Source organism: ANME-2 cluster archaeon (assembly GCA_019429385.1).
GTDB lineage: Archaea > Halobacteriota > Methanosarcinia > Methanosarcinales > Methanocomedenaceae > Methanocomedens_B.
Window position 1 is genome coordinate 25003 of the sequence record JAHYIS010000022.1, and the last position, 18410, is coordinate 43412.

At 44.7% G+C, this 18410-nt stretch carries 15 protein-coding genes; 10 read left to right on the top strand and 5 right to left on the bottom strand.

The window, feature by feature from the left end; translation table 11 throughout:
• Positions 1-32: 32 nt before the first annotated feature.
• On the bottom strand, positions 33-647 hold the full coding sequence (purN, locus tag K0A89_08420; protein ID MBW6518509.1) for a phosphoribosylglycinamide formyltransferase: 615 nt from the start codon (positions 645-647) through the stop codon (positions 33-35).
• Between the two features lie 143 nt (positions 648-790).
• Here purN and K0A89_08425 point away from each other — a divergent pair, with 143 nt between their 5' ends.
• Complete coding sequence (locus K0A89_08425; protein ID MBW6518510.1) at positions 791-1021, top strand: DUF1858 domain-containing protein; 231 nt, start codon at positions 791-793, stop codon at positions 1019-1021.
• A gap of 532 nt (positions 1022-1553) precedes the next feature.
• Here K0A89_08425 and K0A89_08430 read toward each other — a convergent pair.
• The 3 genes from K0A89_08430 to K0A89_08440 all read right to left on the bottom strand — a co-directional run bounded on the left by K0A89_08430 (position 1554) and on the right by K0A89_08440 (position 4273).
• Positions 1554-2606 carry a hypothetical protein gene (locus K0A89_08430; GenBank protein ID MBW6518511.1) on the bottom strand — a complete coding sequence of 351 codons (1053 nt, stop codon included), beginning with the start codon at positions 2604-2606 and terminating at the stop codon, positions 1554-1556.
• A 115-nt stretch (positions 2607-2721) separates the two neighbouring features.
• Entirely contained in the window at positions 2722-3654 is a 933-nt protein-coding gene (gene mtrH, locus K0A89_08435; GenBank protein ID MBW6518512.1) for a tetrahydromethanopterin S-methyltransferase subunit H, read from the bottom strand.
• Positions 3655-3679: 25 nt separating this feature from the next.
• Positions 3680-4273 (bottom strand): tetrahydromethanopterin S-methyltransferase subunit A, encoded by a 594-nt coding sequence (locus K0A89_08440; GenBank protein ID MBW6518513.1) that lies wholly within the window; start codon positions 4271-4273, stop codon positions 3680-3682.
• 269 nt (positions 4274-4542) lie between these two features.
• On the opposite strand from K0A89_08440, the gene K0A89_08445 reads away from it, so the two are divergent.
• The 9 genes from K0A89_08445 to K0A89_08485 all read left to right on the top strand — a co-directional run bounded on the left by K0A89_08445 (position 4543) and on the right by K0A89_08485 (position 17323).
• Entirely contained in the window at positions 4543-11244 is a 6702-nt protein-coding gene (locus tag K0A89_08445; GenBank protein MBW6518514.1) for a fibronectin type III domain-containing protein, read from the top strand.
• Between the two features lie 150 nt (positions 11245-11394).
• Complete coding sequence (locus K0A89_08450; protein MBW6518515.1) at positions 11395-12822, top strand: cytochrome c biogenesis protein ResB; 1428 nt, start codon at positions 11395-11397, stop codon at positions 12820-12822.
• Positions 12809-13651: a c-type cytochrome biogenesis protein CcsB gene (ccsB, locus tag K0A89_08455; GenBank protein MBW6518516.1), complete on the top strand. Its 843-nt coding sequence runs from the start codon at positions 12809-12811 to the stop codon at positions 13649-13651. Before K0A89_08450 ends, ccsB begins: the two co-directional genes overlap by 14 nt.
• A gap of 173 nt (positions 13652-13824) precedes the next feature.
• Positions 13825-15273, top strand: coding sequence for a B12-binding domain-containing radical SAM protein (locus tag K0A89_08460; GenBank protein MBW6518517.1), 1449 nt, complete (start codon positions 13825-13827; stop codon positions 15271-15273).
• Positions 15274-15906: 633 nt separating this feature from the next.
• Positions 15907-16122 (top strand): hypothetical protein, encoded by a 216-nt coding sequence (locus tag K0A89_08465; protein ID MBW6518518.1) that lies wholly within the window; start codon positions 15907-15909, stop codon positions 16120-16122.
• Between the two features lie 11 nt (positions 16123-16133).
• The gene (locus tag K0A89_08470) at positions 16134-16394 is read left to right on the top strand and encodes a type II toxin-antitoxin system RelE/ParE family toxin (protein ID MBW6518519.1); all 261 of its coding nucleotides are present in this window, start codon (positions 16134-16136) and stop codon (positions 16392-16394) included.
• Between the two features lie 99 nt (positions 16395-16493).
• Positions 16494-16667: a hypothetical protein gene (locus K0A89_08475; protein MBW6518520.1), complete on the top strand. Its 174-nt coding sequence runs from the start codon at positions 16494-16496 to the stop codon at positions 16665-16667.
• Positions 16668-16875: 208 nt separating this feature from the next.
• The gene (locus K0A89_08480; protein ID MBW6518521.1) at positions 16876-17064 is read left to right on the top strand and encodes a hypothetical protein; all 189 of its coding nucleotides are present in this window, start codon (positions 16876-16878) and stop codon (positions 17062-17064) included.
• 1 nt (position 17065) lies between these two features.
• A complete protein-coding gene (locus K0A89_08485; GenBank protein MBW6518522.1) occupies positions 17066-17323 on the top strand; it encodes a type II toxin-antitoxin system RelE/ParE family toxin in 258 nt (85 codons plus the stop codon).
• 449 nt (positions 17324-17772) lie between these two features.
• Here the strand turns inward: K0A89_08485 and K0A89_08490 are convergent, their stop codons facing one another.
• Entirely contained in the window at positions 17773-18156 is a 384-nt protein-coding gene (locus K0A89_08490; GenBank protein ID MBW6518523.1) for a hypothetical protein, read from the bottom strand.
• Between the last annotated feature and the right edge of the window lie 254 nt (positions 18157-18410).

The following is an 18410-nucleotide window of genomic DNA, read 5'->3' on the forward strand; positions in this document are numbered from 1 at the left end:
TTATCTTTTATGTTACCATGATTAATGTAAATTCAACCAATAATTCTTACTTTTCGACCTTCAATTCTCAGTTTTCCCTCGACGAACAATCTGACCGCCTCCGGGAATATCCTGTGTTCCTGCTCCAGGATCCTGTCTGCCAGCACATCTGGGGTATCATTTTCCAGTACAGGTACGCAACGCTGGATAATTATGGGGCCGGTATCCACGCCTTCGTCCACGAAATGCACGGTACATCCGCTTACCTTGACCCCATGGTCGAAAGCCTTTTGCTGACCATGCAATCCGGGGAAGGATGGCAACAGTGCGGGGTGGATATTTATCATCCTGCCTTTATATGGTGTCAGCAGGGTCGGGCCCACCACGCGCATATATCCTGCCAGCAGGACCAGTGTGATGTCGTGTTCTGCCAGGATGCGCAGAATTTCATTCTCAAAACCGGATCTATTTTCGTAGTTATCAGGATCCACAAAGACAGCTTCTATACCGTGCTGTTTTGCCCGCACAAATGCAAAGGTGCCGTTCGCATCACTGATAACCACTTTTATCGATGCACGGGGGATAGTGCCATTGTTAATATTGTCGATTATGGACTGCAGGTTTGAGCCCCGGCCTGAGACAAGAACCGCGATGTTCGTGATATTCATATGATGATTTCCTGGGTAACAGTGATACAGGGTTGAGCATCTGGTTAGATAGCAGGATGATAATTAAGTTTTACTGATAAGTCAGGTTTTTCAATCGAATTTATGTACAAGCGGGTATTAAAGAAATATCAGGTGCTCGAAATATGTCCGATAACAATATGATCACTGCTGACATGAAAATAGAAGAGATAGTAGCTAAATACCCCCAGACCATTGGAATATTCTTCCAGTACGGGCTGGGCTGCGTTGGCTGTCATGCAGCATCATTCGAGAGCCTGGCCGAAGGTGCCATGATGCACGGCATTGACCTGGACGCCATGCTCAAGGAGCTGAATGAACTTGCCTTAAAGGTCCAGGCTAAAAAAGAAGCATAAAAGCATTCATTATTCCAGTCTTATGAGACAATTATGTGGTAAGCAATAACGCTTTTGTTTTTTGGGTTGTTGCCAAAATCGACAAGTATTTAACGTAGAATAAATGATAATCAATGAACACAGTTACATAAAAATTAAGGTGCCGCATTTTATGGATTATACTATTCAAGAACACAATGATAATAAAATGGCTTTAGTGCCTCTTAAAAAGAATATGGATAAAAAATGGGAGGAAGAACTTCGCGAATGGGTCGTCGAAGAGTTCTATATACCATATCAGGCATCATAATTTGCTTTCAATATCATAATGCAACGATTTCCAAGTGAGGAATATTCCTGGAATTAAAGGGAATTTGTAGTATTTGCCAGACGTCTGGTACGATGTATACCTGTCAGTTATGCGGCCGTCTTGTTTGCAGCCATTGTTTTGATGTGAACAGGAGTGTATGCATACAATGCAGCCGGGGACGGGTATTGGGGTCTACGAATCCTCAATTCAGTGTTTGACTCTCTTTATTTGAACCCCTAACTGTCAATTTCTATCCGGTTTACTTTCTCCTTCTTCAATGGTGTTCAGGAACCGGTTGTAAATTGAATTGGTGATAATTTCGAGCATCAACTGTTTGCTGTCTTCACTACTCTTGCTTTTTGTAATAGCACAGAACACACCAAGTGGAATAGTTATGGAAGAATAAGAGGAACTGCCAATAATATTTCCGCAATGACCAAAAGCTTTCCTGAAAATCTGGTTCATGTTAATTTCAATATTATTAGAATTGGCATATACGTATATGTTATAGGTATTAACTGCAAATACCAGCGCGGTTGATATCCCCTCCAGGTCCAGCATATATTTAACGACTTTTGAAAGCGTACTTGGGTCTTTCATATAACCGGTATTGGTCAGGAGATATGCACCTTTGATATGTTTGTTATTGATAGCGTTAGCAAGGTCGCTGAACGTTTCAGGTTTTACAGCCGGTTTTTCAAGTTTTAATAGCAGGTCATTGTCTATGTACCCCAGTACATAGTGGTAGGCTTCCAGACCATTGAGGTTCACGTTGGTCAAAAATGTCTTGGTACGGTCCCTGATAGCGAACAGAAGTACCGTGGCTACCGTATTGTCCATGGGTACCTTCAGGCTCCGCATATACTGGACCATGAGGGTGGAAGTGGTCTCTATGTTTTCACGAATATCCTTGTACCTGCATTTTATATCTTTTGTCGCTACTTTGGAATGTGAGATTATGAGATCGGGCATGCCAATGATAAGATTCAGGTCTTCGGGTAATTCCCTGGGTACTACATCGACCAGGGCCACAGTCCTTGAAAGCTCATCAGTGATAACATCAGGAAGCGGTTCAATATTGTGACCCACGATATTTAACAGTCCTTTATGATACGCTGTTCCGGTAAAGTAACATTTGGCATTAATGTGGAAATATTCTGCGATTCTAGTCAATGCATACGCGCTGGCAAGTGAATCAACCGTGGGATTTGGTCTTAGCAGTATTGTAAGACCCCTCTTGGAGAAGTTCAATATCCTTTTGAACTTTCTGCGGTTTAAAAAACCAAGTTTTTTCACAATGTACCCCATCCGATAAAATCGACGATAACAATAGATTGTTTCCTTGATAGATATTGTATTATTAGTAATTTATGGATGTCGATACTAACCTGAAGTACAATAGGGACCAACTTCAGACCAGTTTCCTTATAGGATGACCGTCGACCGGTTCCACGTCCAGGTCGGCCACGCTTTCAGATATCATGATGTCTGCCATTGCTGCAACAGGAAATGTGTACTTCGCATTTTCGATAGGCCCGTAAAGTATGAAATCGCCGGCAGCCATCTGTTGCAGACCAGTGGATGCGATGTCGCATATCCGGTAGATGAGCTTGTCTTCCTTACTTTTATCACGTAGCCAGTTCCAGGCTGATGGTGCATTGTGAATACCTGAACCTACAGGATACCCCCATTTCGCTTTGGCACTTATGCACATTCTCAGTGCGATACCTGCACCATTGCCCATGGGAGTAATGCTCGGGTCAATTAACTTTTTCGTTATACCGCATTCATCAGCAGTTTCCAGTAACCCGTGCGGGAGTACACGTCCGCCGTTTTCAAGCAGTTCCATTCTCCCGTCAAGACTGGAATCCATTGCATTGAATCCCAGGATGATGGCGGCGTCAATATCTGAATTGGCCAGTGCTTCGACCTCATCATCTGTGACCGACATGTTCAGGCTGTTGTAGATGGTCTTGTCTGCCAGCCCCACTTCGCTGACATAATTCGCAGCTGCCGCTCGCACCGTGGAATCAGTGGAATCGAGCAGGAATGGGACATCGGTTGTTGCACTGACAAAGTCCAGGTAACGTTGTGCAGCCTGGGGGGTTTCAGCATAGATGTGTATCATGTGCGGATTGCCGGTCTCATCTGAAAGGGTCTCCTGCATGTTGATAAGTGATTCTGCGGCCTGTTTGTCAAATATGCCTGCGCCTGGGTCCGATACTATATTGTGTTTATTGTAGAAGATAGTGCCTGCCAGTACAGTAGGGAACTGCCCTGGTTGACCTCCGATCCTGACATTCGCGATATTGATGACCTGCTGTTCTTTTTTGAATACGAACATTGTTATCTATCCTGAAAATTTGGGATTATATCTGGACGAACACTAACCCTGATGTGGTATCCATCAGAATATCGTTGGCTATCATTATATCTGCACCTTTTATTTCGCGCTCAACGTGTTTTTTCTTTCTGGCTGATTGGACCACCATGGGCGGGTGGGGGAAGGGTTCACCTTTCGACTTATATTCCTCGATTATCGCCTGAATCTCACCAGCCTCAACCAGTCCCCGCCTGTCGATGAGTTCAACCTGCGCCCTGAAATGTTCAATGGCATCGTGTGGGATGTTCTCAATAAAAGGTATGGCTCCGTTTGAACCAATAATCCTGCCATGTCCATCTATACCGTTGGTGTGGATTGCCAGGAGTGTATTTCCTGACAGGTGTCCTTTTGATTCCTGGCCGCACACCAGGATATACCTGATATTTGAATTGGAGATGGTATTTGCCATTATTTTCTCTATGCCAAGGTTCTCGGTCTTGCAGCTTCCCATTATACAGGCACCAGGGAGCGGGTCCATATCGCTTGCAAGGGTGACCACAGAAATGCGGGATTCAGGGTCTATTATGGTATAATCTCCCCTGACCGGTGGCCATTCCTGCGCGATGGTGTCATTTGACATTGTCGTTCACTCAAAAGTTAACTGATTCGAATGGAATATGGTTTGAATGCTTATTGTTGATATACTTTTTTAATAGAATAAGTTCAGGTGTTTTAAAATAGAGTAATTCCTGAACCATATTCTCGAAATTAAGGATAAAATGTACAAAACTATATAGTGCTACTACAATAATTCTAGTCTGGTATGCATTGAGTGGATATTAGCTTACGATAAGATTTTGCTCCATTGATTAGGCAAATCTCTCAGCCGGATATCCTGGTGGTCTGGAAATGTTAAACATTCAAAATAGATTGATTGTTGTATTTTTGATTTTGTTTATCGTATTTAATACCGGTACTGTAAGTGCAACATCAGATTGCCTGGATTGCCATGCTGAAACTGTAACAATAATGCCCGATATTGAAAATCCACATTTGCTACCTGAACCCGCTCAAACTGTATCTTCTATGAGTACCACGGGTTCTGAGGTCGGGATCCTCTCAGCCAGTTCCCCTCCCCTGGTGTATGATATTACTTCAAGAGGAAAAGCAACAACTGCATTTATCGCCTGGAAGACCAACGAATCCACTGATAATCGTGTGTATTTCGGGACCGATGAGGCAGATATTACTTCCTGGGTCAACGGAACATGGAGCAACTGGAAAAATAACACCCTTTCCCCCTCAATTACTTTGACAGACCTTTCCATAAATACCTCTTATTATTATCGAATTGAAAGTACTGATGACTATGGAAATGTTAATAGTACCGACATACCTGTCCAGTCTTTTACCACTGCTTTTTTGAATATGGAGATATCCACAAATCGAATTGTGATACTGGATGACCCAATGTATGCAGGGAGCAATGCAGCACCGGGGTTTGAGAATCCGCCAGACCCTGTTTTACAGCAAAACTGGACCGGCAATGACTGGAACAACGATTACTGGAAAGATGAATCTACCACTATCCGGGCTTATGTATTAGTTATGGATGTTCAGGGAATGGGCGCAGATAACACACCTGTAAACTTCACTTTGAAAAATCCGGCAGGGATTGTAATTGACCAAAGCAGTTCGATCACCGATTCAGGAGGCATCGCTTCGTATCTATTTGATATGAATAATAAGAACTACTGGGGAACCTGGATAATCGAGGTCAATTCTACTGTTGATGGTAAGTTTGTACATTCAAGCACTGATTATATCCTCAACTGGTGGGGATGTGCACTGTGCCACGGAGACCCGGGGCCTGTGATTTTCAACCAGACCCTGAGCATGAACGGTAATGCAACCAATCCTGATTTTCCAATCCCGAATTCTCCCTATGCTATGGGGTATGACATGGCACACCAGCTTACTGTTGTCGGTGGAAATATGAGTAATTATCATGGCAAGTTTTATTCTATAGATTATTCTTTACTTGGATGGTACGGAAACGGACATGAGAACTATTCTTATAACCCTGTAGGGTATAGTCAGTTCCCGGATACTAAATGTGTGCACTGCCATCAGGGGTATGATGGTTATCCCGGAGGGAATACTTCGGCAACATACATTGACTTCAGACAGGACTACCATAATTTTTCATGCGATTCTCATGCCTGTCACGCCGTTGAGGGGCGGGTGCAACCCTATCAAAGTAATTTCGGGATTCCTGAGATGAAGTCATGCGGGTTCCAGTTCATTCTGCCTGACGATGGCGGGATTGCCAGTAAACAACCCCAGTGTCATGCAATATGGGGTGATATTTATGACGTACCATATGTGGCAGGTGGGAATGGAAACGTAACCATCGTATCCACTCTGGATGACAATAACAATGATTCAAATGATCAGGCAAGGGTCAATTACTCGGATTCAATTCCAGCGTCAGGAGACCCACTTAGATTGCACACTCTAAATGATAAGGTCCCATGCGTCCTATGTCATGGCCCGAATCACGGTATTAGAAATCCGGACCCTTCCACATTTGAACGTAGATTATCTGCTGTTGATGAGGCCGATAAAATTGCTACCAGATTTGCAGATGGGTGTGTAATATGCCATCAGCCGGAGCCTACTTATAAGAATCCCGAATCAACATGTGAAGTATGTCATGTTGGTTTGGATATTTTACCTTTTGAGCAAAATTCGAATGGGACTACTGAGATATCCCACTGCCAGACCTGTCATACAAAAAAGCAGCACAATGCATCTGTTGACTGCACGGTATGTCACAGCCAGGATGCACATATAATAAAATATTTTGATATAAACGGTGATTATAGTCCTTTACAATCAAATGCCGGGAACTGTACTACCTGCCACCAGAATAATAAATTAAGTACTATCCTGGCAAATCCCAAAGCTGGTACCTATTCTGGCAATGCACCACTGGTAAATGACCCTACCACACACAGTGTAAATAGCATCAACGGTACTCTCTGGGACCGGGGTGTCAATTTCTGGGTTAATACAAGCCAGGTTACAACATGTTTATACTGTCACGGGAACACAACACATGAAAGTACTGCGTTAGGATATCCCGGTATTTTCCAGGGGATAAATATCGTAGGTGGCGACCTGTCTGGTTCGTGGTGTGGAAGTTGTCATTACCAGAATAACACAAATTATGATGTGATGGCAGGAACAATGGACCCTGTCCCGCCAGAGATAACCGGAAATGCTACGTATGGGAATTATACAATAGCGGATGACGGAACCACTATCTATTTCGACCATTCAAATATCAGTTCATTTAATGATTCACGGTGCAGTCATTGCCATAATAACTCCGCGACCACTTCCACCGGACTCATGCATGGTGTCCTGGATGGATTGGGGGGACCGGATTGCATTTTGTGTCATGAAGGCAGTGGTGTGATTGGTACATTGACCATCAATATGACGCTATTCAACCAGTCGCCACATGCGAACATCAATAATGGCAATGCCACAAATAATAAGCACTGTTATATGTGCCACCGGGATGGTACGGCGCCAATTGGTGCCACCGGCCAGGCAGAACATATCTCAAAAGAGATACGGTACAATGCTTCAGACAGGTCATGTGCGGATACGGAATGCCACGGGAACACTTCATCTTCGATATATGTAGGTTCCCACTTTGATAATGCCACCCAGTACGGCAGGTTTGAATCCGGTTTTGTCCGTACATCCCAGACGTGCGAATTCTGTCATGGGAAGACCCAGGTGCCCATATTCAACGAATCCATCCCCGGTAATGGTAGCAACATAAGCATGGTCCTGGACGACGGCACAGGTCCAACTGGCCATTATGTGAGGAACATAGTAGATGGTGATAGCCACTATGTGGTCGATACTGTTGGCTGGGAAGTGGACGGGAAGAACGGGAGCCAGGGTTGTGTTTACTGTCACAAGGACCAGAGTGAGGTCTTTGGCGCCACGAATATATCTTCCTGGGCAAACCATTCAACATTTGGCAATAACTGTTATCGCTGTCATATCAACGGCACTACGTACCTTCATGACCTGGGTGTTATTACGGCATCTGGCGGCACACCTGATTGTCTTGGTTGTCACGGATTGGGTAGACCCCAGGAAGATATCAATGAAACCGCCTTCGGCCTGAGTATCCATAAAGACCTCAATACGAATGCCACAAATGTGACCGTCCTTAACAACACCCTGAGCAAAACCTGCTGGGCCTGTCATGGCAACGGTTCAGAACCTGGCGGCCATATTAATAATTCACTGGGACCCAACGTCCCTGCCAACACCACACGGCCGCTAAACTGCAGCGAGGCAAAGTGTCACGTCAACGGTACAGCGATCTACAATGTCACTATCAACGGTACCCAGCCTATTTCAACCATTGAACACATTCCCGGGCAGTTCAGAAGTACCCTCACAGATATTATTGCGGTTGACTGCACCCTTTGTCATAAAAATTCCCTTACCTATAATAATGATACAAAACGCGGGCTTGCTAATGAATCAGATGCATCGAACGTGTCCCATTATGGCAGTTTGACAACTACGAACATCAGTGCGGTCAAGCCCACCACGGATTGCACACTGTGTCATAAGAACACCACCAACAATGTCACGTGGGGTGGTGCGATGCAGGTCAGGCATCCGGTGAACAAATCGACCAGCTTTTGCGTGAATTGTCACGGTAGTGGGACTACCTTCCATGCCGAGAATCTTTCCACGGTTCCTGAGATACATTCATCTGGTTTTGACTGGGAAGGTGATGGTATTGATTCTTTTTCCATATATCCTCCTTTATTATCACAGGATATGGAGGGTTGCTTTGCCTGTCACAATGGAACCGTGGATTTTGCCACAATGGGTCAGGATATTGATGATGACAACAGCAGGATATGTGAAGAATGCCACTATAACAATTCTGTTGGTCCATTTACTATTAACATCAGCATGCGAAGTGATGTATCCGATACTATTCCACGCGTATACAATCACATAAATGATAGTGCGAATGCTACGGTTGTCATAAGGACGAACCTGACCGCATCAAGTACTTCTCAGTTAAGCAGCCCATCGACATGTTTCAACTATAACAATAACACCGGTAATGGAGCATGCCATGGTGTGAGCTATGAGAACCGGACTGATGCTGGCGGATATTATGCTTTCAATAATTATGAAATATCAATGAAAGCAAGCACGAACATGAGTCCGTATCGTTATACACAGACCATTGACCACATGCCCAACACCACAGACTGCCGCATATGCCACCTCGGTGCAAATAGTAGTGTAGGTACCCTTGTTGAAAGTTCTTACTGGGGCAATCCCATGAACGTTTCTGACACCAAACCCACCATTCCTACCCACATCAACATTAATGCCCAGATAGGGGACTGCTGGGCCTGCCACGTATTTGGCGGTGTACAACCGCTGGACTTCCATGATGTCAATATCACCGGTGGTGGCGGTCCGGATTGTATCAGTTGCCATGATGTGGGACGTAGCGGTGCAACATCATGGGTCAATGTCAGTGCCTTGAACGGCAGTCTCAATGGCAATGCCAGTATCCATTACGCAATCAATAACGCCACTACAGGCACCGGAGGCAGTACGGGTAATCCTGACAACCAGATATGCTGGGCATGTCACCAGTCCGACGGCAGCGAACCGTCAGGCATGGGCGATATTTTCGAAGATCCCTACAAGTGCTATGACTGCCATGACGGTACAGCACCGTATACTAATGTCAGCAATGCTCCTGGCGTTTTCCAGCACTTTGTGAACGGCAGTGCATTGAAAGCGGCATCTAATGCTCCTGACAATTCCAGTTCATGCCTGGTATGCCACAACCTCACCGAGATGAAGGTAGAATACAGCGAAGGTATCGACACCTACAGTACGAATTATTCCATTCCATCCCACTACGGCCGTAACCGCAGCAGCGGTCCCGACAGCCTGAGAACAGGCCCCGGCAACAGTGTCAACTGCAGCTACTGTCACCAGACCCCGGGCAACAACTTCACCTCAGCCATGGTCAATATCAACAATGCCTCAGTACCTAACCATAGCCTTGCCTATAACGCTACCACCCCCTACTGTACCGAATGTCACAATGGCGGCTGGATGCACAACGCATCACTATACAAACCCACGAACCTCACCATTGAGAGTTCAGGTCTGTGTCTTTCCTGCCATGGAGATGCGAAGAGCTACACCGGTCCAATGGTCACCAGTAATAAATCCAGGCACAACAACAGCCTTGATTGTACCCAGTGCCATATCAATACCAGTAAACGCGACATCCATGGTATCAAGTACCTGCAGACCGACGGCAGTTCATATACAACAGTCAATACCACAGCAGTCAACTGCACCACCTGTCACCAGGACAATGCCTCGGCTGTGAACCAGTCACTTAACCCGATACCATTGATACAAAAACCCATGTACCACAGCGAGGACCCAATGGCAGGCCGGAAATGGAATGATTCGTATAGTCCTTACTGGAACAACACCAATGAAGCCTGCGAATACTGCCATAACGCGACGTTGCATGAAGTGGATGCCCTTGGCAACCTCGCATCCTTGCGCAGCAATACTACTGACCTGAGTGATTACATATGTGCTTCCTGCCATAAGAGCGGCAGTGCCATGTACAGCTCGATCGGAGGCAATGCAAACTTCAGTAAGACTCCACCCGAGATTACTTTGACAATTAATTCAAACGATGGTACATTTTTCTACAACCACAGTACACTCTCAGATTTCATTGATTCGATATGCAAAGGCTGCCATGGCAATTCAAGCAATCCACCACAAAATACGACTATTTTCGCACATGACGTATATGGGGCAAATATCACTTTGTGTATCAACTGCCATGATGCTCCACTTGGTCTGGTACCCACTACTGTTCAGTTGAATGTTTCGGCCACCAACAACGGTTCGGAATCAATACATTATAATCTTAACAGTGCAGCTTCAGATGATAACCTGCGTTGCTATGCGTGTCATGCGAATGGCAGTGCTCCATCCAGCCATCCATCACTTTCAGACGCTAAACTGTGCGATGAGTGTCACGTTACCCTCAACTTCAGTGCGCCATTGGTTGGCAGGCATATACCAAATGCTTCAGCTCCACAGCAGTTTAGTACTTCCAATATAACGACGAATTATGCCCAGTGCTGGAACTGCCATAACAACAGTGTCAATAGCAGTGCAACCATGTGGCAGAACAACAGGTCTCTTGTATCCCATTACGGTACGAACAGCAGCCTGGTCAGGACCAATTCAAATAGTACTGTAGACGAGTGTTACAATTGCCACTGGAATACCACAAACCAGTATAAGTATGGAAATGCTCCCCAGACCCAGATGGCATCCCAGATACAGTGTTACGAATGCCATAATGGCGACTGGAAGTTCGAGAGAAGAATGCCGGGCCTCCCAGAGATGTGGGTGTTCTATTCATCAGAACCGGGAGATTTGCACAATCAACAGATGGGGACGTATTGGGCTTGTTCCACGTGCCATTAAGGGACTCCATACAGATAGAAACAGGTGTGTCCGGAACTTATTCGGCAGGATATTTGTGTGAAGAACACAGTTTATTCCCATCCTGTTAAGCAAAACAATATTAAATGATAGTACTGATACTGCCGTAATAAAACAGGATTAGGTAGATTTATGGAATTGATTGATACGTGGATAAAAAAGGTCCCTCGTTTTTTCCGGTCAAGAAAACTTACCATCTACCTGATCTCAATGGTCATATTACTTTCATTTATTGGTACCATCATTCCCCAGCAGCATATTTTTACTCATACACACATGGAGGAGATGAAAAACCAGAGTGTATTCCTGGATTATATGGATACGATAGGATTCACCGCAATCTACACTTCATGGCTGTTTTTCGGGGTAATGCTCCTGTTGTATCTTAACACGATATTCTGTACGTATGATATGTGGCGGAATTCTATCCGGAAAATGAAACGAGGTAGCAATTTCAGAAAAAAAGATGGGATATCCGGACTTGCCAATAATGCCCTCGTGGTACTTGCTGGAACATCTGTTCAATCTCGTGATACAATAATATCTCACCTTGAAAAACGGCGTTATAAGGTGCAGCAAAATGGGAATTCCTTTGTCGCCACAAAGAACCGGCTTGGGATATTTGGCACCCCTGTGTTCCACCTTTGTATCCTGCTGGTACTGGGAGCTATTCTGTATGGTGGTGTAGGCAGGATGGAAGGGCGGTTGCAGCTGGTGGAAGGCCAGACATTGTATGAGCAGCACCAGGATTATTTTTACGTGGCTGAAGGTCCACTGTTTGATGAGAAGCACCAGAATTTTGGTTTTATTCTTGAGCGGTTCCATCCCCGGTATGAAGATGATGAAGGTGTTTACCGGGGGATTGCCAGCGAGATCCTTATTATTAGGGATGGAAAGGTGGTGAAAAAAGACGTGTTGCACTCCAACCACCTGATAATCTATGAAGATGTAACCCTCTTCCAGAACGAGTACGGGTTTGCACCCCTGTTCCTATTGAAAGATGCGACCGGTGCGGTGATATCCGGTTCGTATGTGTATGCAGAGGACGATGGCAGTGGCAGGTATTTAACCGTATTTCCGGTGGCAGATACCGGGCTTACGGCCCAGATAACCCTGTACCCGAACACTTCAAGGAGAATACTGGAAAGTGGTTATGATATGCCCCAGAATCCACAGGTATATCTTGAACTGTTCGAGGGGGAAGAGCAGGTATTTGACGGTGTGTTAGGGTTGAACCAGCTGGTGAAGCTGGGTAATTATCCTGGTATGGGTGAAGTGACGCTGGGATTCTATGACCTGAAGTATTGGAGCATTATTTCTGTCGTGACAGATCACGGGATACCCTTTATCTTCGGGGGAATATACCTGGCACTATTTTCAATGATAGTGATGTTCTTTTTCAGTCCCAAACATATTTTTGGGGTATTTGAGAATGATGGGTTTGGTAGACCTGTTTTATATATAGGTGGAAAGAGTGATAAATATAAATCGTCATTTGAATATGTATTTAATAATCTAATTGAAGAAATAAAAGAGGCAGTACAAGATGAGTCAACTTGAATGGATCTTATATTTATCCGCGTCTTCATTGTATGGTATTAGCGCTGTATTATATATTCTCAGTGTGGTTTTCAAGAAAGAAGAATGGTTGAGATATGGTGCACTGGCAGCGTTTGTCGGGCTATTGCCCCATACGGGTTCATTGTATATCAGGTGGGTAGAGTCGGGACATGGACCCTATATGACCATACATGAAGTATTTTCATCCTATGCCTGGGTCTCAGTGGCTCTGTTCCTGCTTGTGGCTCTAAGAGTAGAAAGGATACGGTTGGCGGGAATGGTCGTGGTTCCTGTTTCGTTTATTATGATGGGAATGGGAGCAACTCTTTCACGGGAAATATACTCAATTCCTGCATCGCTGAGCAGTTACTGGCTGATCGCTCATGTGGGTTTTGCCAAACTTGCTTTTGGAGGTATTCTGATAGGTACTGCTCTTGCGGTGTTATACATCCTTAACGAGCGACAGGAGCAAGGAAAGGGTTCTGAGGGGATGAAGAAGTTCCTGGGGCGTTTTCCTGGTAAAGATATGATGGACGACCTGAGCTACCAGTTTGTAAGTGCCGGCTTTTTATTTCTCAGTGTGATGATAGGGGCAGGAGCGATATGGGCTTACCAGACCTGGGGACGGTACTGGGCATGGGACCCTATTGAGACCTGGTCTTTGATTGTGTGGTTTATTTATGGTATTTTCCTGCACTTGCGGATGAATGCTGGATGGCGGGGTAAAAAGAGTGCTTGGATGCTTGTTGTAGCAATATTCATACTGGCTTTTTCGTTGTTTGGTACTGGTATTGTTTATACTGGATTACACTCTGCATATATGGTATAACGGGCTATAAAACGTAGGAGTGGAATAATTATGACCAGAGTAAAATTATTTTAAACAGATGAGATAAACATTTTAACAATAAAATATATATGTTATTTAGTGTAGTAATCTATAAGTTCATATACACCTAACTTGCTACTCTATTCGACGATAAGAAAAATCAGGTATTATTCATGAAAAAGAAGGTCCTTTTAATCACTCCTCCCTACCACTGCGGGGTACTTGAATCTGCAGGGTCCTGGATGCCATTGGGTCTGGTATATGTCGCAGGGAGCCTGCAGCAGGCGGGCTATGAGGTGGAGATATATGACGCGATGACCAGGTTCGATACTTTTGATGATATCAGGGTACGTATTGAAGCGTCTGCGCCTGATGTTGTTGCTTCTGCCGGTTATACTTCTAGTAATTATGATGCTATCCAGGTGCTTCGCATCGCCAAGGAGGTCAATCCGGAGATAATCACCAACCTGGGCGGTATCCATGCTACGTTCTGCTGGAATGAGATCCTGGAGGGCGATGCTGAGGCAGTGGATTATGTGATAGTTGGTGAGGGCGAGGAAACTACGGTGGAATTGCTTGACCACATTTATTCTGGCAGGGACCCGTCGGGTGTGGCAGGGATAGCGTACGTCAAGGATGGGAAGGTGGTTCATACCGGACCCCGGACATTTATTACTGACCTGGATTCGTTGCCTGCGGCCTGGGACCTGGTGGAATGGGGTGATTATTCGTTCAAGACCAAGGCGAATTCTATTCTGGCGGTGGTGAGTTCATCGAGGGGGTGCACCCAGAAGTGCACGTTCTGCTCCCAGAGGTTGTTCTGGAAAGAGACGTGGCGTGCCCGGAGTCCTGAGAATTTCGTGGCTGAACTTGAGCATCTGAACCGTACCTATGGCGTGGATGTGGCTATGATAGCGGATGAGTTCCCTACCTATGACAGGGAGCGGTGGGAGAAGATCCTTGATCTGCTTATTGAGAAGGGACTGGACCTGGAGATATTGATGGAGACCAGGGTTGATGATATTTTGCGGGACAGGGATATTATCCACAAGTACCGGGAGGCGGGTATTTTGCACATTTATGTGGGTGCAGAGTCTGCTGACCAGGAAACACTGGACAGGTACCAGAAGGACCTGAAAATAGAAGAGTCCAAGGAGGCTATCGACCTTATCAACAGCATGGATATTGTATCCGAGACCTCATTCGTGATGGGGATGCCAAATGAGACAGCTGAGTCTGTCAGGGCGACCCAGGAGCTGGCTGCGTATTATGATGCAGACCTGACATTCTTCCTGGCAATTGCGCCCTGGCCGTATTCTGATATTTATGCTGAACTCGAGCCGTATGTTGAGGTTAAGGATTATTCCAAGTATAATCTTGTCGAGCCTGTGGTGCGGCCTATTGCTATGAGCAGGGACGAGTTGAATGCTCACCTGCTGGAGTCGTTCCGGAAATTCTACATGGATAAGTTGTCCAGGGTAGAGGAGATGAGCGATTTCAAAAGGCGCTATATGATCGATGTGACCAAACTGCTGATAAGTGATTCTTACCTGTCCGAGCAGATGAAAGGTGGCGAGATGCCAATAGTAGTCAAGAAGTTCTTTGATAGATATATTGACTGAAAAATGTTGCCGTGTGAAGGTCCATTATTCAGTTCCCGGTTATAAGTACTCCTGACCCTCGACGAGCAGCAAAGGCAATGTTACCAAATAGGGATCCAATGTTAAGTATATCCTCCTCCCTGCGATTTGAACGATGGGAGAAGACCCGTCTCCTTTTTTAAGAGCCAATTTGCATTGTCAGGTTCTCTCCTCATATCGTCGCTGCCTGCACTTCTGGTGCGGGACATTCATGTTCTACCTGGGGATGACCGAGCGGGAGGTTGGCCTGCAGATTGGTTAGGTCAGATACTTAATAGATATTATGAGAGGGCTGGGTACCTATGGAGCCTGCATCAGTTCGTTCGGGCCGATGGTTTATGCTGTGGCTGAGGAGCTGGGGGGAGGTGAAGATGGTTGTGGCTGAATTTTGGGATACGACTATTAGGGGGCAGGTTTTTGTTACAAGGGCAAGGAATAGGGGGGCGAAAATATAGGTTAAGTAAAGTGGGGCTTCCTGTATACCATTAATATGAATCGTTCTCTCAATTTATGGAATCCTAACCTTTTACTAAATATTTGACCAACCGTGAAAGAAAGGCATTCCCAAATGTTTTTAAGATATCGAAACTAAGAATGATATGGCAGGTGACAATAATGTCAGAAGCTGAAATGTTGACTGAAATAAAGACTGATTTGGATTTTCTTAAAGAAAAAATGGCTCGAATAGAGGTTACTGTTAACGAGATTGACAATGATCTTCATAGCAATCCAAATCCTGAGTACATAAAGAAACTCGATCAAATAGAAAACGAAGAAAAGAAAATCCATTTTAAAAATATGAACGAATTCGACAGGCAGTTTGGATTATAGGCGATTTTTGCATGTCTTATGAGTTTGAAATTACTGAAACTCTCCTTCGAAAATTCAAAAAACTTCAAAAAAAGGATAAAGTGCTCTTTTTGGCATGCCGCAAAAAGATTAGCGAGATCATACAGAATCCATTGCATTACAAACATCTGAAATATGAAGACCGTTTTAGGGTGCATGTTGGCGGTTCGTTCGTTATGACATACAGAGTATTTGAAGAAGAAAAACTGATACTCTTTCTGGATATTGAACATCACGACAGGGTATATCTGTAAATGTTGTAATATATTGAGTGGGTAAATATTAAACAGGATTTACAGGATGATGCGAACCACTTTCAGATCCCGTTAATCCTAATATCCCACGTTTCTCAGGTGGCCGCTAAGGTCGGTAAGAGCGGGACATCTGGTATAGGTGTTGAGGCTTTCGAGCGCGTCAGGTCCATTGTGGATGGCAGATACCAGTCTGACGATAAGGGTGCCTATGGAGCAGGCATGAGTTCGTTCGGGCCGGCGGTTTATGCTGTGGCTGAGGAGCTGGGGGAGTGAGGAAAGTTGTGGCCGAATTTTGGGGATTCGACTATTGGATGGCAGGTTTTTGTTAGTGGGGGGAGTATTGGGGAGGAGTCACGGACGCCGGATTGCATCGCTAAATCCGGGGCATCGAGGCGGATGCTCAGAGTTTAGTTTATAAAAGTTTCTAAATTGAGTCAAATTTAAATAATGTAAAAACATCTTACTTATCGGCGTTTAAATTATGGCAGCAACTCACGAAACCATCTATAAAGAACTCAAACTTCTAAGAGCTGAAATTCATGAGCTCAAAAATCTTCTAGTTCCTGAAGCTGAACCGGTGGAAGATGAAATAAATTCGATAATTGAAGGTGAAAAAGAGTTCAATGCAGGTGAATATACCGATTGGAAAGCACTAAAAGCGAGCAACTAAAATGTATAATGTTGTTTTAACAAATAGAGCTGTGAAGAATTTTAAGAAATTGCCTGAAGAATTACAAAATCGATGTGGAGAAATATTTGATGACCTTGAGTATTCTTTCGCTCCAATCAGATTAAATGTTAAAAAACTAAAAGGATATGAAAACACTTACAGAATTCGCATAGGTTCGTGGCGGATAATTTATAAAGTAGATAATAATATAAAATCGATTGTTATTTATGATATTTTACCAAGAAAAAGTGCCTATTGATTTTTATTATTTGTTCTGACTTAAATACCTACTACCTTTGCGAGCATGAATCCCCCATCCTGGTAGAGTTAAGGAGTGGCTTTCACCACCCCCTCCTCATCAAACCACTCGTACGGATTTCCCGTATACGGCTTTCGTTTGGCATTGTCCCATTGCAGGAGATGATTTCATCAATTGATGTTATCATCGGTCATCGGTTTTCAGCAGTTATTCCATCATCCTCACATATTATCCAGATGGCGTTTTTCCTACTTTATTTCAGGAGCTACCTTTCTGGCATTTTTTTTTATCCATTGATGTTATCATGCTAAATCCTCTGACTCGACCAAAGCTAGAACCCCTTCGCTAAGTTGGGTTTTACCTCGTACCGTCGCCCCCTGCATCCTGCGATGCAGGTTCTGTATGTCATTGGCCCAACCATTATGGCTACTATGAGTTCATCCGACTTCTCATACTGCATGGCTCTGGCTTTCCTTTTCAGTTATACCTCGGCTACCTGTTGTCCGTCCACTTAGTCCATTGAACCAGAAACGTGTAGGATATAAACCAGCTTCGGGCAGGACAGTATGAGACCTCCCCCGGTCACATAAAAGAGCATTCGCAACCATCCTGACGATAACCACCCCAGCGATTATATTCTGCTCAAGCTTCCACTGTGACTGGGAGTGTCGCCAATCGCTAAGGCCACTTCTCGTTCGCTTTCGCTTCAAGCTGTGGTTGCCGATACTAGGGAACTCCGCACAGCACCTCACGATACCGCACTTCCCGTTCTCTTCACCCGGGAGCAGACCCGGACGGCGGGATTTTAACCCTTGTGGGACATATTTCTTCATTTTTTTCCAATGTCCTGTTTGAATTCATTCTCTTTTACGCTTCAAGGCACGCGAGTCACGACCTCCGACCAAAGGTCGCAGGCATCGATGTCGCATAGTAGATTGATGAAGATGGAGTGACAACCTAGGATATTTAAAAACGCAAAAATTTTTAGATTATGTAATTTTGGATTTGCCATTTCTCAAGATGCCACTGCTGTAAGAATTAAAAAGGATGCGTTAAATGGCTATCGTGCATCCTTTACGTTTATTTC

What these genes read in the sequence shown, in the direction of transcription:
- purN (MBW6518509.1), bottom strand. Translation starts at nt 647, where the DNA reads ATGAATATCACGAACATCGCGGTTCTTGTCTCAGGCCGGGGCTCAAAC.
- K0A89_08425 (MBW6518510.1), top strand. Translation starts at nt 791, where the DNA reads ATGTCCGATAACAATATGATCACTGCTGACATGAAAATAGAAGAGATA.
- mtrH (MBW6518512.1), bottom strand. Translation starts at nt 3,654, where the DNA reads ATGTTCGTATTCAAAAAAGAACAGCAGGTCATCAATATCGCGAATGTC.
- K0A89_08440 (MBW6518513.1), bottom strand. Translation starts at nt 4,273, where the DNA reads ATGTCAAATGACACCATCGCGCAGGAATGGCCACCGGTCAGGGGAGAT.
- K0A89_08445 (MBW6518514.1), top strand. Translation starts at nt 4,543, where the DNA reads ATGTTAAACATTCAAAATAGATTGATTGTTGTATTTTTGATTTTGTTT.
- K0A89_08450 (MBW6518515.1), top strand. Translation starts at nt 11,395, where the DNA reads ATGGAATTGATTGATACGTGGATAAAAAAGGTCCCTCGTTTTTTCCGG.
- ccsB (MBW6518516.1), top strand. Translation starts at nt 12,809, where the DNA reads ATGAGTCAACTTGAATGGATCTTATATTTATCCGCGTCTTCATTGTAT.
- K0A89_08460 (MBW6518517.1), top strand. Translation starts at nt 13,825, where the DNA reads ATGAAAAAGAAGGTCCTTTTAATCACTCCTCCCTACCACTGCGGGGTA.
- K0A89_08465 (MBW6518518.1), top strand. Translation starts at nt 15,907, where the DNA reads ATGTCAGAAGCTGAAATGTTGACTGAAATAAAGACTGATTTGGATTTT.
- K0A89_08470 (MBW6518519.1), top strand. Translation starts at nt 16,134, where the DNA reads ATGTCTTATGAGTTTGAAATTACTGAAACTCTCCTTCGAAAATTCAAA.
- K0A89_08480 (MBW6518521.1), top strand. Translation starts at nt 16,876, where the DNA reads ATGGCAGCAACTCACGAAACCATCTATAAAGAACTCAAACTTCTAAGA.
- K0A89_08485 (MBW6518522.1), top strand. Translation starts at nt 17,066, where the DNA reads ATGTATAATGTTGTTTTAACAAATAGAGCTGTGAAGAATTTTAAGAAA.
- K0A89_08490 (MBW6518523.1), bottom strand. Translation starts at nt 18,156, where the DNA reads ATGAAGAAATATGTCCCACAAGGGTTAAAATCCCGCCGTCCGGGTCTG.